The organism is Allobosea sp. P5_A5, assembly GCF_056400625.1.
In genome coordinates, this window is sequence record NZ_JBFUKY010000005.1 from 323,277 (window position 1) to 338,392 (window position 15,116).

At 64.2% G+C, this 15,116-nt stretch carries 15 protein-coding genes; 7 read left to right on the forward strand and 8 right to left on the reverse strand.

Annotation, left to right across the window (positions count from 1 at the left end; genetic code table 11):
- Nucleotides 1-14: 14 nt before the first annotated feature.
- The 4 genes from AC1DR6_RS13080 to AC1DR6_RS13095 form a co-directional block, all read right to left on the reverse strand.
- Complete coding sequence (locus tag AC1DR6_RS13080; protein WP_476829702.1) at nt 15-746, reverse strand: amino acid ABC transporter ATP-binding protein; 732 nt, start codon at nt 744-746, stop codon at nt 15-17.
- Nucleotides 747-817: 71 nt separating this feature from the next.
- Nucleotides 818-1,645 carry a transporter substrate-binding domain-containing protein gene (locus tag AC1DR6_RS13085; protein WP_476829671.1) on the reverse strand — a complete coding sequence of 276 codons (828 nt, stop codon included), beginning with the start codon at nt 1,643-1,645 and terminating at the stop codon, nt 818-820.
- A gap of 60 nt (nt 1,646-1,705) precedes the next feature.
- Nucleotides 1,706-2,347, reverse strand: a complete 642-nt coding sequence (locus tag AC1DR6_RS13090; RefSeq protein ID WP_476829672.1) for an amino acid ABC transporter permease — start codon at nt 2,345-2,347, stop codon at nt 1,706-1,708.
- A gap of 10 nt (nt 2,348-2,357) precedes the next feature.
- The gene (locus AC1DR6_RS13095) at nt 2,358-3,026 is read right to left on the reverse strand and encodes an amino acid ABC transporter permease (protein WP_476829673.1); all 669 of its coding nucleotides are present in this window, start codon (nt 3,024-3,026) and stop codon (nt 2,358-2,360) included.
- A gap of 210 nt (nt 3,027-3,236) precedes the next feature.
- Here AC1DR6_RS13095 and AC1DR6_RS13100 point away from each other — a divergent pair, with 210 nt between their 5' ends.
- Nucleotides 3,237-3,986, forward strand: a complete 750-nt coding sequence (locus AC1DR6_RS13100) for a TetR/AcrR family transcriptional regulator (RefSeq protein WP_476829674.1) — start codon at nt 3,237-3,239, stop codon at nt 3,984-3,986.
- Here the strand turns inward: AC1DR6_RS13100 and AC1DR6_RS13105 are convergent.
- Nucleotides 3,983-5,215, reverse strand: a complete 1,233-nt coding sequence (locus AC1DR6_RS13105; protein WP_476829703.1) for an anion transporter — start codon at nt 5,213-5,215, stop codon at nt 3,983-3,985. The two genes, AC1DR6_RS13100 and AC1DR6_RS13105, sit on opposite strands and share 4 nt — an antisense overlap.
- Before the next feature lie 5 nt (nt 5,216-5,220).
- Complete coding sequence (locus tag AC1DR6_RS13110; protein WP_476829704.1) at nt 5,221-6,531, reverse strand: MFS transporter; 1,311 nt, start codon at nt 6,529-6,531, stop codon at nt 5,221-5,223.
- Between the two features lie 375 nt (nt 6,532-6,906).
- Between AC1DR6_RS13110 and leuA the strand changes: the two genes are divergently transcribed.
- Nucleotides 6,907-8,574, forward strand: coding sequence for a 2-isopropylmalate synthase (gene leuA, locus AC1DR6_RS13115; protein WP_476829705.1), 1,668 nt, complete (start codon nt 6,907-6,909; stop codon nt 8,572-8,574).
- 26 nt (nt 8,575-8,600) lie between these two features.
- Here the strand turns inward: leuA and AC1DR6_RS13120 are convergent, their stop codons facing one another.
- Nucleotides 8,601-8,813 (reverse strand): hypothetical protein, encoded by a 213-nt coding sequence (locus AC1DR6_RS13120; protein WP_476829675.1) that lies wholly within the window; start codon nt 8,811-8,813, stop codon nt 8,601-8,603.
- A 229-nt stretch (nt 8,814-9,042) separates the two neighbouring features.
- On the opposite strand from AC1DR6_RS13120, the gene AC1DR6_RS13125 reads away from it, so the two are divergent.
- From AC1DR6_RS13125 to AC1DR6_RS13135, 3 genes are read left to right on the forward strand one after another with little or no spacing between them, the layout of a single operon-like run.
- Entirely contained in the window at nt 9,043-10,539 is a 1,497-nt protein-coding gene (locus AC1DR6_RS13125; protein WP_476829676.1) for a sensor histidine kinase, read from the forward strand.
- A complete protein-coding gene (locus AC1DR6_RS13130; protein WP_476829677.1) occupies nt 10,536-10,979 on the forward strand; it encodes a response regulator in 444 nt (147 codons plus the stop codon). The genes AC1DR6_RS13125 and AC1DR6_RS13130 overlap by 4 nt, the downstream gene beginning before the upstream one ends.
- 22 nt (nt 10,980-11,001) lie before the next feature.
- The gene (locus tag AC1DR6_RS13135) at nt 11,002-12,078 is read left to right on the forward strand and encodes a sensor histidine kinase (RefSeq protein WP_476829678.1); all 1,077 of its coding nucleotides are present in this window, start codon (nt 11,002-11,004) and stop codon (nt 12,076-12,078) included.
- On the opposite strand, the gene AC1DR6_RS13140 is transcribed toward AC1DR6_RS13135, so the two are convergent.
- Nucleotides 12,075-12,653, reverse strand: a complete 579-nt coding sequence (locus AC1DR6_RS13140) for a cupin domain-containing protein (protein WP_476829679.1) — start codon at nt 12,651-12,653, stop codon at nt 12,075-12,077. The genes AC1DR6_RS13135 and AC1DR6_RS13140 overlap by 4 nt on opposite strands.
- A gap of 142 nt (nt 12,654-12,795) precedes the next feature.
- Between AC1DR6_RS13140 and AC1DR6_RS13145 the strand changes: the two genes are divergently transcribed.
- On the forward strand, nt 12,796-13,674 hold the full coding sequence (locus AC1DR6_RS13145) for an MtnX-like HAD-IB family phosphatase (RefSeq protein ID WP_476829680.1): 879 nt from the start codon (nt 12,796-12,798) through the stop codon (nt 13,672-13,674).
- Nucleotides 13,667-15,094, forward strand: a complete 1,428-nt coding sequence (locus AC1DR6_RS13150; RefSeq protein ID WP_476829681.1) for an aspartate aminotransferase family protein — start codon at nt 13,667-13,669, stop codon at nt 15,092-15,094. Before AC1DR6_RS13145 ends, AC1DR6_RS13150 begins: the two co-directional genes overlap by 8 nt.
- Nucleotides 15,095-15,116: the final 22 nt, after the last annotated feature.

Here is a 15,116-nt window from a genome sequence, read left to right on the forward strand (position 1 = left end):
TGAGAGGCTGGTCTTCAGTGCTTGCGAAGGATCTCGCCTAGGAATTTCCGCGTGCGCTCATGGCGGGGCGCGCTGAAGAACGCCTCGGGCGCAGCCTCCTCCACGATTACGCCATCGGCCATGAAGATCACCCGGTCGGCGACCTGGCGGGCAAAGCCCATTTCGTGGGTGACGCAGATCATGGTCATGCCCTCGTCGGCCAGACCGATCATGGTATCGAGGACCTCCTTGACCATTTCCGGGTCGAGTGCCGAGGTGGGTTCGTCGAAGAGCATCACCTTCGGCTTCATGCAGAGCGCGCGCGCGATGGCGACGCGCTGCTGCTGCCCGCCGGAGAGCTGAGCCGGATATTTCTCGGCCTGCTCCAGAATCTTGACCCGGCCCAGCAACGTCCGCGCCGTCGCTTCGGCCTCCGCCTTGCTGGCGCCGAGCGAGCGCATCGGCGCGAGCATGCAGTTCTGCAGTACCGTCATATGCGGGAACAGGTTGAAGTGCTGGAAGACCATGCCGACCTCGCGGCGCACGGCGTCGATGGTCTTCGCATTGTCGTCGACCTTGGTGCCGCTGACCTTGATCTCGCCCTTCTGGTAGGCTTCGAGATGATTGATGCAGCGGATCAGCGTCGATTTGCCGGAGCCTGACGGCCCGCACAGGACGATGCGCTCGCCCTTGCGGACCGCAAGGTTGATGTCGGTCAGGGCCTTGAAGTCGCCGTACCATTTCTCGACATGGTTCATGGCGATCATGGCATCGCCTTGCGCGGCGGTGCCCGTCATGGTGGCGGCTTGTGTCATGACCCTGTTCCGATCTGCTCAGCTCAGCTCGCGGTGAAGGAGATGCCCTCGAGGCTGTCCGGGAACTTGTGCACCGGGACCTTCATCCACTTGTCGTAGACCTTCTGCAGCTCGCCATTGGCCTTGATCTTGTCGACGAAGGTATTGAGGGCCGCGTTCAGCTCCTTCTCGCCGAGGCGGGTGCAGGCGCCGTTGTAGAGGTTCTGGAACTCGAGCTTGTTCTCGAACTCGCCCGGGCGGGCCTGCTCGACGCGCTGCATGTAGAAGATGTTGCCGCCCAGCGCCTGCACCTGGCCGGAGACCAACGCCTGGATCGATGGCGCATCGCCGTCATAGCGGCGGATCGTCGTGTTAGACGGCGCGTTCTTGGTCACCTGCGTATCCTGCGCCGCGCCCTTGGCGACGCCGATTGTGAACTTCGCCATGTCTTCGTTGGTCTTGATGACGTCGGTCTTCTTGCCGACGAGCACGATGGTGTTGGCGACGTAGGGCTTGGAGAACTGCACGGCCTTGGCGCGCTCGGGCAGCATCGCCATCGTGGCGAAGAGCACGTCGACACGGCCGGTGGTCAGCGCCGGGATGCGGTTGTTGACCTCGAGCGGCACGAACTCAACGGTCACGCCGAGTTCCTTGCCGAACAGCGCGGCGATATCGGCGTCGAGGCCATCCTGCTTGCCGGCGCTGGTGACGAAGCCCCAGGGCGGGTTGTCGCCCTGGATGCCGACGACGATCTTGCCCTTGGCCTTGATCTCGGCAGGCGTGATGGCGTGCGCGGGGGTGCCGAGAATGGCCGGCAGGGCCAGCGCGGCGGCGCCGGCGGCGAGCAGGCTGCGGCGGGTGGTGTTCGTCATCGTTTTTCTCTCCCTGGTCTTGTTTTGGTGGTTGGTTTCTACGGTGAAGGGGTCGTCAGCTCAGCGCGAGGCAACCGCCATGCGCCGCTCCAGATGGCTGCCGTAAAGCGAGAGCGGCCAGCAGATCAGGAAATAGAGAATGCCGATGATCCCGAAGACCAGCAGCGGCTTGAAAATCTGGTTCGAGACGATGTTGCCGGCCCGCGTCAGCTCCGTGAAACCGACGATGGCGGCAAGCGAGGTGCCCTTGATCAGCTGGACCAGGAAGCCGACCGTCGCCGGCAGGGAAATCTTGATCGCCTGCGGCAGGACCACGTCCTTCATCCGCGAGGTATAGTGCAGGCTGAGCGCCTTGGCGGCCTCGACCTGCCCCTTCGGCACCGCCTCGATCGAGCCGCGCCAGATCTCACCGAGATAGGCGCTGGCATGCAGCGTGAAGCCGATCGCGACCGCGACCCAGGCATCGAGCTTCAAGCCCACCAATGCCAACCCGTAATAGACCACGAAGAGCTGCATCAGCAGCGGCGTGCCCTGGAACAGGGCGATATAGCCCGAGCTGCCCCGTTCCAGCGACTTGACGCCCGACGTCCGCATCAGCGCAACCGCGAGCCCGAAGACGCCGCCGCCGATGAAGCCGACGATGGACAGCAGCACGGTCCATTTCAGGCCGGTGAGCAGGAAGAGGAATTCGGCGGAACCCATCGCGTCCTCCTCACTTAACCGGATAGCTGAAATAGCGGCGGGTAATCTGCCCGAAGAAGCGCATCATCAACCACGAGATCACGAGGTAGAAGACGGTGATCGTGCCGTAGACCTCGAAGGAGCGGAAGCTCGACGTCTCGATCTGCTGCGCCACCGATGTCAGCTCATAGGCCGAGATCGCCGAGCAGACGCTGGTCGTCAGCGTCAGCAGCACGAACTGGCTGGTCAGCGAGGGAAAGATCGCGCGCAATGCCGGCTTGAGCACGATCAGCCGGAAGACCTGTGCCTTGTGCAGACCCAGCGCCAGCCCGGCTTCGACCTGTCCGCTGGGGATCGACTGCACGCCGCCGCGGATGATTTCGATGGCATAGGCGCCGCCATTGATGCCGAGCGCGATGATCGCGGTCGGCGTCGGATCGAGCCGCAGGCCGGCCAGCGGCAGCGCGAAATAGATGAAGAAGATCTGGACGAGGAAGGGCGTGTTGCGGATGACCTCGACAAACGCCTTCACCAGCCACCGCACCGGCGCGATCGGCGAATCCCGCAGGATGACGCCGCCAATGCCGATGACGATCGCCAGCGCCATGCCGCCGAGCGCGAGCGCGAAGGTGCCGAGGCACGCCGCGAGCAGGTCGGGCAGGCCCTCGATCACGGGCGTGAAGTCGAGCTTGTAGTTCATCCTCGCTCCCTGGACGGACGACCTTCTATCCGGGTCGAGCCGCGTTTCCTCGTTATTCCTGCACCTCTTGGCGGGTGCTGCAGCCCGCTTGCGCGGCGTGCTGCCGGTGATAAGTGTACGAGCCGGTTCAATCGGTCAAGCGCAATGTACCAGTCGGTCCATTTTGACCTGATGGGCGCCGACCCGCCGCAGCTCAGGGGGCTCCAAAGCATGGACGAGGGGACCCCGGACCTGTCGCGCAAAGCTGGCCCGTCGCGCAAACCTGCCCTGTCGCGCAAGCCCGCCCGCCCGGCCTCTCGCAAGACGGTGTCAGGCCGGGCCACATCCGGCCAGGCGTCATGGACGCAGGATCCGGAAGGGGTCAGGCGCAGCATCCTCGCAGCGGCACGACGCGAGTTCGTCGAGAACGGCCTGAGCGGCGCCCGGGTCGATGAGATCGCGGCCCAAACCGCGACCAGCAAGCGGATGATCTACTATTATTTCGGCGACAAGGAGGGGCTTTACCGCGCCGTGCTGGAGGCGATGTACGAGCGCATCCGCAGCTTCGAACGGAGCTTGGATCTCGGCTCGCTCCCGCCGCGCGAGGCGATGATGAAACTCGTCGGCTTCACCTTCGACTATCATGTCGAGAACCATGATTTCGTCCGAATGGTGATGGTCGAGAACGTCCATCACGCGCGTAATCTGAGCGCGTCGAGCGAGATCGCCGGCCTCAACCGGTCCGTGATCGACGTTATCAGGGAAATCTACGAGCGTGGTGTCGCGACGGGGCTGTTCCGGCCGGGTTACACGCCGCTCGACATCCATCTGACGGCCAGTGCGCTCAGCTTCTACAACGTCTCGAACCGCGCCACGGTCGGCCAGGTCTTCGGCTATGACATGTGCGCGCCCGATCATCAGGCCCGGCGGCGCGCCATGACGATCGACGCCGTGCTGGGAATGCTGCGGGCCGAGCCTTAACGCAGCCAGAACACGCCGATCGCCAGCGTCGCGATGGTCAGCGGCGCGCCGATCTTGAAATAGGTCCAGAAGTCGATCGAGATGCCTTCCTTAGCGGCGCGCTCGGCGACGATCAGATTGGCGACCGAGCCCAGCAACGTGAAGTTACCGGCCAGCGTCGAGGCCATCGCGACGACGAGCCAGGCGTGCTTGGGGTCCTGCAATTGCTCGACGAAGGGCTTCAGCACCAGCACGGCCGGAACATTGCTGACGAGGTTGGAGAGCACGGCGGTGATGCCGCTCAGGATCGCGACGTTGCCGAGGTCGAAATGCGCAGCCTGCGCCACCACGTCCTTCGTCAGCACCGCGTGCTCAAGCCCGCGCACCACCACAAACAGGCCGGCGAACATCAGCAGCAATTGTCCGTCGATCTCGGCATAGACCTTTTTCGGCTCGATGCGGCGGGTCAGCAGCAGCAGCGCCGCGGCGCAGATCGCCACCTTTGCGACGGGCTGGCCGAGAAAGAACAGCACGATCATCGCCACCGAAACCAGCGCCGATTTGGTCGCAAGCCAGCCATGATAATGCGCCGGGATGGATGCGCTCGGCAGGCCTTGCCTGGTGAAATATTCGCGCGGATTGAGCACCAGCACGAACAGGATCGTCACAAGCAGACCGAGCGCCGCGATCGGCACCAGCGCGCCGGTGAAGGCGCCGTAAGAAATCCCCGACAGGTTGCCGATGATCATGTTCTGGGGATTGCCGGTGATCGTCGCAGTGGAGCCGACATTGGAGGCCAGTGCCACGGCGATGAGATAGGGCACCGGATTGCGATCAAGCGCGCGGGTGAGCGTGATCACGATCGGTGTCATCACCAGGCAGATGGCATCGTTGACGAGGAAAGCCGAAAGCACGCCCGTCGTCACCACGACGGCAGCCAGCAGCAGCGCCGGATGCCCGGCCCGGCCGACAGCCCAACCCGTCACCATGCGGAAGAAACCGGACAGCCGCAGATTGGCGACCACGATCATCATGCCGAGCAGCAGCGTGATCGTGTCGAGGTCGATGGCGCGGTAGGCGTCCTCCAGCGACAGCACGCCGAAGGCGACCATGAGTGCGCCCCCGATCAGCGCCGCTCCCGCGCGGTCGACGCGCAGCCCCGGCATACGGCCGATGGCTATCGCGACATAGGTGACGATGAAGATTGCAATGGCGGCGATCTGCGTCGCGTTGAGCCCCCAGACCATCATCGCGGTCACGCGGTCTTTCCGGTCATCGCCGTCGGCACCGGAGCAACACTCTTGTCGACCGGCGGCTGATAATCGCGCGTTTCCGGCATGGCGAAGATGTAGAGCGCAAGGCCGCAGGCGGCGATGATCGCGAGCGTGATGAAGGCGGCGGAATAGCTCGCCTGCACGATGATGACGCCAGCCAGCGAGGCCGAGATCGCGGCACCCAGGCCCTGGATGGTCGCCACCGCGCCCTGCGCGACGTTGAAGCGCCCCGTGCCACGGGTCAGGTCCGCGACCACGATCGGGAAGAGCGCGCCGAAGATGCCGGCGCCCACGCCGTCGAGCGCCTGCACCGCCACCAGCCAGAACGGATTATCGGAGAGCACGTAAAGCGCGCCGCGCAACGCCAGCACACCGAAGGCGATGAGGAAGAGCGGCTTTCGCCCCCAGGAATCGACCTTGGCGCCGACCATGATCGCCATCGGCACCATCACGCATTGCGCCGCGACGATGCAGATCGCGACCAGCGACGTTGCTTGCTCCTTGCCCGCGATGCGGGTGAGCAACTGTCCGACCGAGGTGAGCATCGCGGCATTGGCCAGGTGGAAGATGGCGCAGAGGATCGCGAACAGCATCAGGTAGCGGTTCTTCAGCAGGGCCGCGATGCCGGAGGGCTGCTCTTCGTCGACCCCGTCGTCGAGACCGCGCGCGAGATCGTCGTCGATCTCCTTCTCCGGCACCATCAGCATGGCGCCGACGCTGAGGACGGCCAGCACCGCCATGAGCCAGAACACCACGATGGGACCAAAGAAATATGCCGTCGCGCCGGCGATCGCCGCCGAGGTGGCATTGCCGAGGTGGTTGAAAGCCTCGTTGCGGCCGATGCGCTTTGAAAACAGCTTGGGACCGACGAGGCCGAGCGTGATCGCCGCCAGCGCCGGCGGAAAGATCGCACCTGCGATCGCGGCAATCGATTGCGTGCCGGCGACCAGATAGAAATTGCTGATGAAGGGCAAAACGAGGCAGGAGATCGTCACCGCGATCGCCGATGCGATCACGATCGCGGGCTTGTTGCGGCCCTTGTCGATCAGCGCGCCGGCGGGCGTCTGGGCGATCAGCCCGACGATGCCCGCGATGGTCATCACCAGGCCGACAGTGGCCTCGTTCCAGCCCTGCTCCGGGCCTCGCACCGCGATGAGGTAAATGGCGAGGTAAGGACCCAGACCGTCACGCACGTCGGCAAGGAAGAAATTCAGGGCATCCAGCCCCAGCAAGGCACGCCTTGAAGGTGCACGCCCGCTGCGCTCTTGCGCGCCTTTCGCCCCGACAGCCATCGACATCGACTAAAGCTCTCCCGCCATCGGTCCTGTGCGCACAAACCGGCAGGCGAAGCCCGCGCTGCCGGATGCACCGAATCGATCTTGCGACGCAACATGCGACATTACGTACGGTTCCGCACTTTCGCGACGGAATGTGACGTAAGGTCCGCCGGCGGCCGAAATGCCACATCGGCGGCGGCGGGATTGATCGGAAGGCCCGGCTCTGCTTATCTCGCGCCATGCGATTTCGGTGCGTTTCCGGCCAGCTGATCCTGCGACTTACCCGCCCGGCGCGTTGACGCGCCGGGTTTTCCGACAGTTCGCCCATCGCATCGCGCCGCCTGCGGCAAAGCGTGGCCGCCGCCACCACAAAGGTTTTCCATGTCCAGAATGCCGATCTCGAAATACCGCGCCTATGCGCCGGTGAACCTGCCTGACCGGCAATGGCCGTCGAAGGTGATCGAGCAGGCGCCGACCTGGTGCTCGGTCGATCTGCGCGACGGCAACCAGGCGCTGATCGAGCCGATGGGCGTCGAGCGCAAGAACCGGATGTTCCAGTTGCTGGTAAAAATGGGCTTCAAGGAGATCGAAGTCGCGTTTCCCGCGGCATCCCAGACCGATTTCGACTTCGTCCGCTCGATCATCGAGGATGGCGCGGTGCCCGACGATGTTGCGATCCAGGTGCTCACGCAATGCCGGCCGGAGCTGATCACGCGCACCTTCGAGGCGGTGAAGGGCGCCAAGAACGTCATCCTGCACTTCTACAACTCGACCTCGACATTGCAGCGAGAGGTCGTGTTCCGGTCGGACCGCAGCGGCATCATCCAAATCGCGGTCGAGGCCGCGACGCAAATCAAGGCACTGGCGGAGGCAGCGCCGGAAACCAACTTCACCTTCGAATATTCGCCCGAAAGCTTTACCGGCACGGAACTCGACTACGCGCTGGAGATCTGCGAGGCGGTGAAGGCGGTGATCAAGCCGACGCCACAGAAAAAGCTGATCCTCAACCTGCCGGCTACCGTCGAGATGGCGACGCCCAATGTCTACGCCGACCAGTTCGAGTGGTTCGGCCGCCACATCTCCGACCGCGACTGCGTGCTGCTCTCGATTCATCCGCATAACGACCGCGGCACCGCCGTCGCCGCCGCCGAACTCGCATTGATGGCCGGCGCCGACCGCGTCGAGGGCACTCTGTTCGGCAATGGCGAGCGAACCGGCAATGTCGACATCGTCACGATGGCGCTTAACCTGTTCACGCAAGGGGTCGATCCCAAGCTCGACCTGCGCGACGTCAACGACATCCGCAGCGTGGCGGAATACTGCACCCAGCTGCCGGTCCACGAGCGCCACCCCTATGTCGGCGAACTCGTCTATACCGCCTTTTCCGGCTCGCATCAGGACGCGATCAAGAAGGGCTTCGACGCGCAGCAGAAGCGCAACGACCCGCTGTTCCAGGTCCCCTATTTGCCGATCGATCCGAAGGATGTCGGGCGCGATTACGAGGCGGTGATCCGCATCAACTCGCAGTCGGGCAAAGGCGGCATGGCCTATATCCTCCAGGCCGATCACGGGCTGGACCTGCCGCGCCCGCTGCAGATCGAGTTTTCGAAGATCGCGCAGGAGCGGATGGACTCCGACGGCAAGGAGCTGACGAGCGCCGCGCTGTGGAGCCTGTTCCAGCAGACCTATCTGCTCAGCGACGCCCCGCTGGAGCTTCTGTCCCATACCACGCTGCCGACAGGACCGGGCAGCCGGACGCTCAGTGCCGAGCTGAAGCAGAAGGACGGCACGACACGCACGATCGAAGGCAAGGGCAACGGCCCGATCGACGGCTTCGTGGAAGCCTTGAAGCAGGCTTACGGCGTCGACTTCTCCTTCCTCGACTATCACGAGCATGCGGTCGGCCGCGGCGCCAACGCCAACGCGGCCTGCTATGTGAAGCTCGAGGATGCAAAGGGCCAGGTCGTGCACGGCGTCGGCATGGACCCCAACATCGTCATGGCATCGCTGAAAGCCGTCCTGAGCGGTGTCCAACGGATGATGGCCGGCACGGCCTGAGCGAATGCGGGCGGCGGTAGCGGCTGCTATTCCGCCGCTGGCATTTCCGCGCCGGCGCGTTCGAGGATCGCGATCGTCTCGTCGAGGCTTTCGCGGACCCCGAGCAGGAAGTCCTTGCCGAAGGCGATGATCGTATCCGGCGGCTCGCCCTTGTAGGTATAGACGACGCTGACCTGCTCGGGATTGACGTAGACCGCCTTCCCGTCTGCCGGAGAGGTGAACTTGCAGAGTTTCGGCATGAGGTATCCGGTCTGATGCGGCAGCGGCTAAGTGCCGATGCTTGGATGGGGCAGTCCCGGCAATCCATGCCGCGTCGAGCGTCCAGGTTCAATGCTATCGGGTCCGGCAGGCCGCTCAGGCCATCATTGTCATGCAACCTTGGATGCACGCGGCGCGTCTCATGTCATTTGACGTTGCGCGCGAATCCGTGATTGGCAATGACCGTCTCGTCGCAGCCTGGTTTCCGAAATGCCGATCACACAAGCGTTCTTCCAACGCTCGAACGCTTTGCTGCTTGCGGTGGGGATCGCAATCCTCCTCGGCATCGTTGCCACATCGTTATGGCTGACGACGGCCAATGAGCGCTATTTCGAGCAGGTGCTGGCAGCGCGCGACCTGCGAAGCGCATCGGCCGATCTGATCTCGCTGGTGCAGGATGCCGAGACCGGACAGCGCGGCTATCTCCTGACGCGGGACGAAGCGTATCTGGCGCCGTTCACGAACGCTTCGGAGCGGTTCGAAGCGGGGCTCGCACGCTGGCAGAAGACCGCGACCAACATCCCGCAGATCGAGGCGCAATCGGCCAAGCTGTCCAGCCAGCTTCACCAGAAGATGGCCGAGCTGGCCTCGACGGTCGAGTTGGCCCGCAAGGACGATTTCGAGGCCGCGATGGCGATCGTGCGCGGCGGCAGCGGCAAGCAGTTGATGGACGATGTCCGCGAGGATTTCGATTCCATCCTAGCGCGTTCGGAAGTGGGGCTGCGCGCGGCGATCGATGCGCAGACCGCCGCCGCATCTCGCCTGCGCTGGTCGACCATCATCGGCGCCGTCCTGATCCTGGGATTGGCAGGCGCGGCGGCCTGGACGATCCTCGGCTACACCCGCGAACTGGTGGTCGCGCGCCGTGAGGTCGAGGCGCTGAACACGGGGCTGGAGGCCCGCGTCCGCCAGCGCACCGATGCCCTCGTCAAGGCGAACGAGGAGGTGCAGCGCTTCGCCTATATCGTGACGCACGACCTGCGGGCGCCGCTGGTGAACATCATGGGGTTCACCAGCGAACTGGAGGAAACCTTCAAGCCGATCGACGCCTATGTAGAGGCCGGTGAAACCTCCACCCCGGACCAACGCGCTGCGGCCCAAGTGGCTCTGCGGGAGGATATTCCCGAGGCGGTCGGCTTCATCCGCTCGTCGACGCGCAAGATGGACGGGCTGATCAACGCCATTCTGAAAATTTCCCGGGAGGGCCGGCGCGCACTGAAGCCGGAATCGGTCGACCTGACCAAAGCGGCGGAGGCGGCGGCCGCGGCGGTGCACCATCAGGCCAGCGGCGAAGAGGGCGGCGGCATCACCGTCCAGTCGCAGATCTCGCGCATCGTCACCGACCGGCTGACGCTCGACCAGGTTCTCGGCAACCTTCTCGACAACGCGATCAAGTATCGCTCGCCGCAGCGGCCGATCCAGATCACAGTTCGCACGCGGCGCGCCTCGCCGGGCTGGGTGCGCATCGACGTGGAGGACAATGGGCGCGGCATTGCGGCCTCCGACCACGAGCGCATCTTCGAGCTGTTCCGCCGCTCCGGCTCCCAGAACACGGCCGGCGAAGGCATCGGGCTCGCCCATGTCCGCACGATGGTGCGCAATCTCGGCGGCGATATCACCGTCAGTTCCGAACTCGGCAGTGGCAGCACCTTCACCATCCTGCTACCGACCGATCTTGACCTTCACAGAAGGACGACCGAGGCATGAACCAGGCGAAACCCGTCCTGATCGTGATGATCGAAGACGATGAAGGCCATGCGCGCCTGATCGAAAAGAACATTCGCCGCGCCGGCGTGAACAACGAGATCATGCCGTTCGCGAACGGGACCGATGCGCTCGCGTTCCTGCTCGGCCCCGACGGCTCGGGCGAGGCCAGCGCCGGCCGCCAGCTCCTGATCCTGCTCGATCTCAACCTGCCCGACATGGGCGGGGTCGACATCCTGGAGAAGGTCAAGGCTAACCCGCACACCAAGCGTTCGCCGGTCGTGGTGCTGACGACGACCGATGACAGCCGCGAGATCCAGCGCTGCTACGATCTCGGTGCGAATGTCTACATCACCAAGCCGGTCGCCTATGAGGGCTTCGCGAATGCGATCCGCCAGCTCGGGCTGTTCTTCTCGGTGATGCAGGTGCCCGAAACCGCATGACCGTCTCGTCCGGCCGGGCCTGATGCTCAACAGCGCCATCCAGATTCTCTATATCGACGACGACGAAGCGCTGGGCCGGCTGGTACAGCGCATTCTGTCGCGCCGCGGCTATACGGTGACGCATTCGCCTTCGGCGGAGGACGCGTTCGAGAAGCTCGCCCTCCGTGGCTACGACGTCATCATTCTCGACCATGACCTCGGCACCAGCTCCGGCCTCGACGTGATGGCTGCGCTGGCGCAACGCGACGATGCCCCTGCGGTGGTCTATGTCACGGCATCCTCGGAGCTTTCGATCGCGGTCGACGCGCTGAAAGCCGGCGCGCTCGACTATGTGACCAAGACGATCGGCGAGGATTTCGAAATTCTGCTTGTCGCGGCGCTCGAACACGCCGTTGCCAAGACCCGCCTCCAGCGCGCACGGGAAACGGCGGAGCGCGAAGTCCGCGCCGCCCGCGACAAGGCGGTGGCGCTGCTGGCCGAGGTCAATCACCGTGTGGCCAACAGCCTGGCGCTCGTCGGCTCGCTGGTGCGGATGCAGGCCAACGCCGTGGAGGATCCGGCGGCGAAGGCGGCGCTGGCCGAGACGCAGGCCCGCATCGCCGCCATCGGCAATCTGCACCGCAGCCTCTACACCTCCGACGATGTTCGTGCCGTCGATCTCGGCGGCTACCTCTCGACGCTGGTCGGCGAATTCGAGCGCTCGCTCTCGGGCACCGAACTCAGCCCGACGATCCGCTTCGAGGCCGTGCCCCTGCTGGTCAAGACCGATCGTGCGATCTCGATTGGCCTGATCACGACCGAACTGCTGACCAATGCCCTGAAATACGCCTACCCGGCGGGGCCCGGCGAAGTCCGCGTGACGCTTGAGGTCACCGGCGCCGAAGCCGTCCTGCGTGTCGCCGATGACGGCGTGGGCTGGACCGGGCACGGCCCGATCAGCGGCACGGGTCTCGGAAGCCGGATCGTTCGCGCCATGGCCAAGAGCCTGGGCACGGAACTGCGCTATGAGGACCTTGCCGGACGGGGCACCTGCGCCCTGCTGCGCCTGCCGCTCGCCGAGATCGCGGCAGATGAGGTCGACGAGGATCAGCCGACCTAGAGGTAGGGTGGCGTACAGGCGCTGACCACCGTGCAGGGTTCACTGCCGATATTACGGAAGCGATGCGGGACGCGGCTGTCGAAGAGATAGGCCTCGCCCGGCCCCAGCACCTTGACCTGATCGCCGACGGTCAGTTCCAGCTCGCCGGTCAGGACCACGCCGCCTTCGTGCGAGCTATGCTTCAGCATGGCGACGCCGGTGTCGGCACCGGGCTCGTAGCGCTCGTGCAGGATTTGCAGATTATGCGCTTTGGCATCGCCGACCTGGCGAAACGACATGCTGCCACGGCTTTCCCCGCCATTGACCTGATGCAGGCGCGAGGTGAGGTCGATCAGATCGTTTGCCGCGAAAAACACCTGATCCTGCGGCGGATGTCCCTCGTCGAAGAAATTGACCATGGTCATCGGGATGCCGTCGAGGATCTTGCGCAGCGAGGCGACCGACGGGCTGTTCCGGTTCTGCTCGATCAGCGAGATCAGGCTGTGCGTCACGCCGGAACGGCCGGCCAGCTCGCGCTGCGATAGCCCCGCCGCCTGCCTGATTTCCCGCAGCCTTGCGCCGACATCGAAACTCATCGCCGTTCCTTAGCCGCTGCACCCCTGTTGTCAAACCGGCCGCCTCGACCGGCGCAACGAGCGATGTTTCCGCTGGATCAGCGACTTCCGGGTCCATGCACGACCGAGAATCAGCCTTCCCTGATGAGCTCGGCGCGAGGCTTTGGATGACCGGGACCAAGGCCCTTTCATCCCGCAAACCCGGACTCCTCCTCCAAATTTTGGAGAAACCACCAGATTTGCGGGTTCCACCACCTGTCAATTTGACCCGATTTTCAATGAAAACAGAGACTTAGTGATTGGCACGCGGCTTGCCAACACTTGTCAGCGATATTGGAAGCGGACGATCATGCTCTGGCAAGCCCTTGTTGATTTCGACGGCACTATCTCCAGCCGGGATACCACCGACCGGATTCTCGAACGGTTCGCCGAACCGGGCTGGGAAGAGATCGAGGCGGAATGGGAAGCGGGGCTGATCGGCTCCCGCGAATGCATGGAGCGGCAGGTCGCGCTGCTGCATGTCTCGCCCGACGTGCTCGACACCTTTGTCGCCTCTTTGGAGATCGACTGGGGCTTTGCCTCCTTCGTGCGGCTTTGCCAGCGCCATGGCGTGCCGATCACGGTCGTCTCCGACGGGCTCGATCGCACCATCCACACGCTGATGGGCCGGGCCGGCCTCGGCCATATTCCGGTGGTCGCCAACCATCTGGAATCAATCGGCGGCGATCGCTGGCGGATGACGTCGCCCCATGCGGCGCCGAGCGGCACCTGCGGCAGCGGCACCTGCAAATGCCGCATCGCCGGCAATCTTTCGCGGCCGCTGACGCTGCTCGTCGGCGATGGTCGCTCCGATTTCTGCCTGGCGAGCGAGGCCGATCTGGTCTTCGCCAAGAAGAGCCTGATCGCGCATTGCCGCGAGAACGGAATTCACCACCACCCTTTCACGGATTTCTCCGAGGCCGTTTCGCTTCTGGAAGCCGTGCTCGCCGGCACGCCTGCGCCGGCCAAGAGCCTGGAACTCAAGGACAAGATCGATGGATGACGGTTATCGCGTGCTCGACCGTGCGGCGCCTGCCGCGGGTCTGGCCGAGGAAGAAGCCCGCCTGCTCGCGCTCGAAGCCGAGTATTGCTCCTATGGCGACACGGTACACTACACGCAGTTCCCGAAGATCTTCTCGGGCTGCGACGGCTCCTTCATGTTCGATGCGGCGGGCAACCGCTTCCTCGATCTGCAGATGTGGTACTCGGCCGTCAATTTCGGCTACGCCAATCCGCGCCTGAACAATGCGCTGAAGCGCCAGATCGACACGCTGCCGCAGGTGGCGAGCCAATATCTCCACCGCGAGAAGATCGAACTCGCGGCGATGATCGCGCAGGATGCCGAACGCAAGTTCGGCGAGAAGGGCCGCGTCCACTTCAATGTCGGCGGCGCGCAGGCCGTCGAGGATTCGCTGAAGCTCGTGCGCAATGCCTGCAACGGCAAGAGCCTGATGTTCGCCTTCGAGGGCGGTTATCATGGCCGCACGCTCGGTGCATCCGCGATCACCTCGTCCTACCGCTATCGCCGCCGCTTCGGCCATTTCGGCGAGCGCGCGCATTTCATTCCCTTCCCCTACCATTTCCGGGGTCCCAAGGGCATGAGCAAGGAAGAGTACGGCGAGCAGTGCGTGGCGCAGTTCGCCCGGTTGTTCGAGAGCGAATATAACGGCGTCTGGGACCCGAAGACGAAGCAGGCCGAATACGCCGCCTTCTATGTCGAGCCGCTGCAGGGTACGGGCGGATACGTCATCCCGCCGAAGAACTTCTTCACGGGCCTGAAGAAAGTACTGGACGACCACGGCATCCTGATGGTCGTCGACGAGATCCAGATGGGGTTCTACCGGACGGGCAAGCTCTGGTCGATCGAGCATTTCGGCGTGACGCCGGACATCATCGTCTTCGGCAAGGCCGTCACGAACGGGCTGAACCCGCTTTCCGGCGTCTGGGCCAAGGAAGCCCTGATCAATCCGACGGTGTTCCCGCCCGGCTCGACCCACTCCACCTTCAACGCCAACCCGCTCGGCACCGCCGTCGCGCTCGAAGCGATGAAGATGATGGAGGAGGAAGACTACGAGACCATGGTCATGGCCAAGGGCGCGTATTTCCTCGACGGGCTGAAGGACCTCGAAAAGCGCCACAAGATCGTCGGCGAGGTCGACGGCCTCGGCATGGCGCTGCGCATCGAGATCTGCGAGCCGCATGACAGCTACACGCCGTCCAAGCGACTCGTCGACCTGATGTGCGACGAGGGCATGAAGGCCGATCTCGAAATCAACGGCCAGCGCTACGGCCTCGTGCTCGACATCGGCGGTTACTACAAGAACGTCATCACTCTCGCGCCGGCTCTGACCATGAGCTACGCCGAGATCGATCTCGCGATTGCGCTGCTCGATCAGCTCTTCGCCCGCGTCGCAACTGCCTGATAGCCGCCGAGGGCCAGTTGCG

What these genes read in the sequence shown, in the direction of transcription:
- AC1DR6_RS13080 (WP_476829702.1), bottom strand. Translation starts at nt 746, where the DNA reads ATGATCGCCATGAACCATGTCGAGAAATGGTACGGCGACTTCAAGGCC.
- AC1DR6_RS13085 (WP_476829671.1), bottom strand. Translation starts at nt 1,645, where the DNA reads ATGACGAACACCACCCGCCGCAGCCTGCTCGCCGCCGGCGCCGCCGCG.
- AC1DR6_RS13090 (WP_476829672.1), bottom strand. Translation starts at nt 2,347, where the DNA reads ATGGGTTCCGCCGAATTCCTCTTCCTGCTCACCGGCCTGAAATGGACC.
- AC1DR6_RS13095 (WP_476829673.1), bottom strand. Translation starts at nt 3,026, where the DNA reads ATGAACTACAAGCTCGACTTCACGCCCGTGATCGAGGGCCTGCCCGAC.
- AC1DR6_RS13100 (WP_476829674.1), top strand. Translation starts at nt 3,237, where the DNA reads ATGGACGAGGGGACCCCGGACCTGTCGCGCAAAGCTGGCCCGTCGCGC.
- AC1DR6_RS13105 (WP_476829703.1), bottom strand. Translation starts at nt 5,215, where the DNA reads ATGATGGTCTGGGGGCTCAACGCGACGCAGATCGCCGCCATTGCAATC.
- AC1DR6_RS13110 (WP_476829704.1), bottom strand. Translation starts at nt 6,531, where the DNA reads ATGGCTGTCGGGGCGAAAGGCGCGCAAGAGCGCAGCGGGCGTGCACCT.
- leuA (WP_476829705.1), top strand. Translation starts at nt 6,907, where the DNA reads ATGCCGATCTCGAAATACCGCGCCTATGCGCCGGTGAACCTGCCTGAC.
- AC1DR6_RS13120 (WP_476829675.1), bottom strand. Translation starts at nt 8,813, where the DNA reads ATGCCGAAACTCTGCAAGTTCACCTCTCCGGCAGACGGGAAGGCGGTC.
- AC1DR6_RS13125 (WP_476829676.1), top strand. Translation starts at nt 9,043, where the DNA reads ATGCCGATCACACAAGCGTTCTTCCAACGCTCGAACGCTTTGCTGCTT.
- AC1DR6_RS13130 (WP_476829677.1), top strand. Translation starts at nt 10,536, where the DNA reads ATGAACCAGGCGAAACCCGTCCTGATCGTGATGATCGAAGACGATGAA.
- AC1DR6_RS13135 (WP_476829678.1), top strand. Translation starts at nt 11,002, where the DNA reads ATGCTCAACAGCGCCATCCAGATTCTCTATATCGACGACGACGAAGCG.
- AC1DR6_RS13140 (WP_476829679.1), bottom strand. Translation starts at nt 12,653, where the DNA reads ATGAGTTTCGATGTCGGCGCAAGGCTGCGGGAAATCAGGCAGGCGGCG.
- AC1DR6_RS13150 (WP_476829681.1), top strand. Translation starts at nt 13,667, where the DNA reads ATGGATGACGGTTATCGCGTGCTCGACCGTGCGGCGCCTGCCGCGGGT.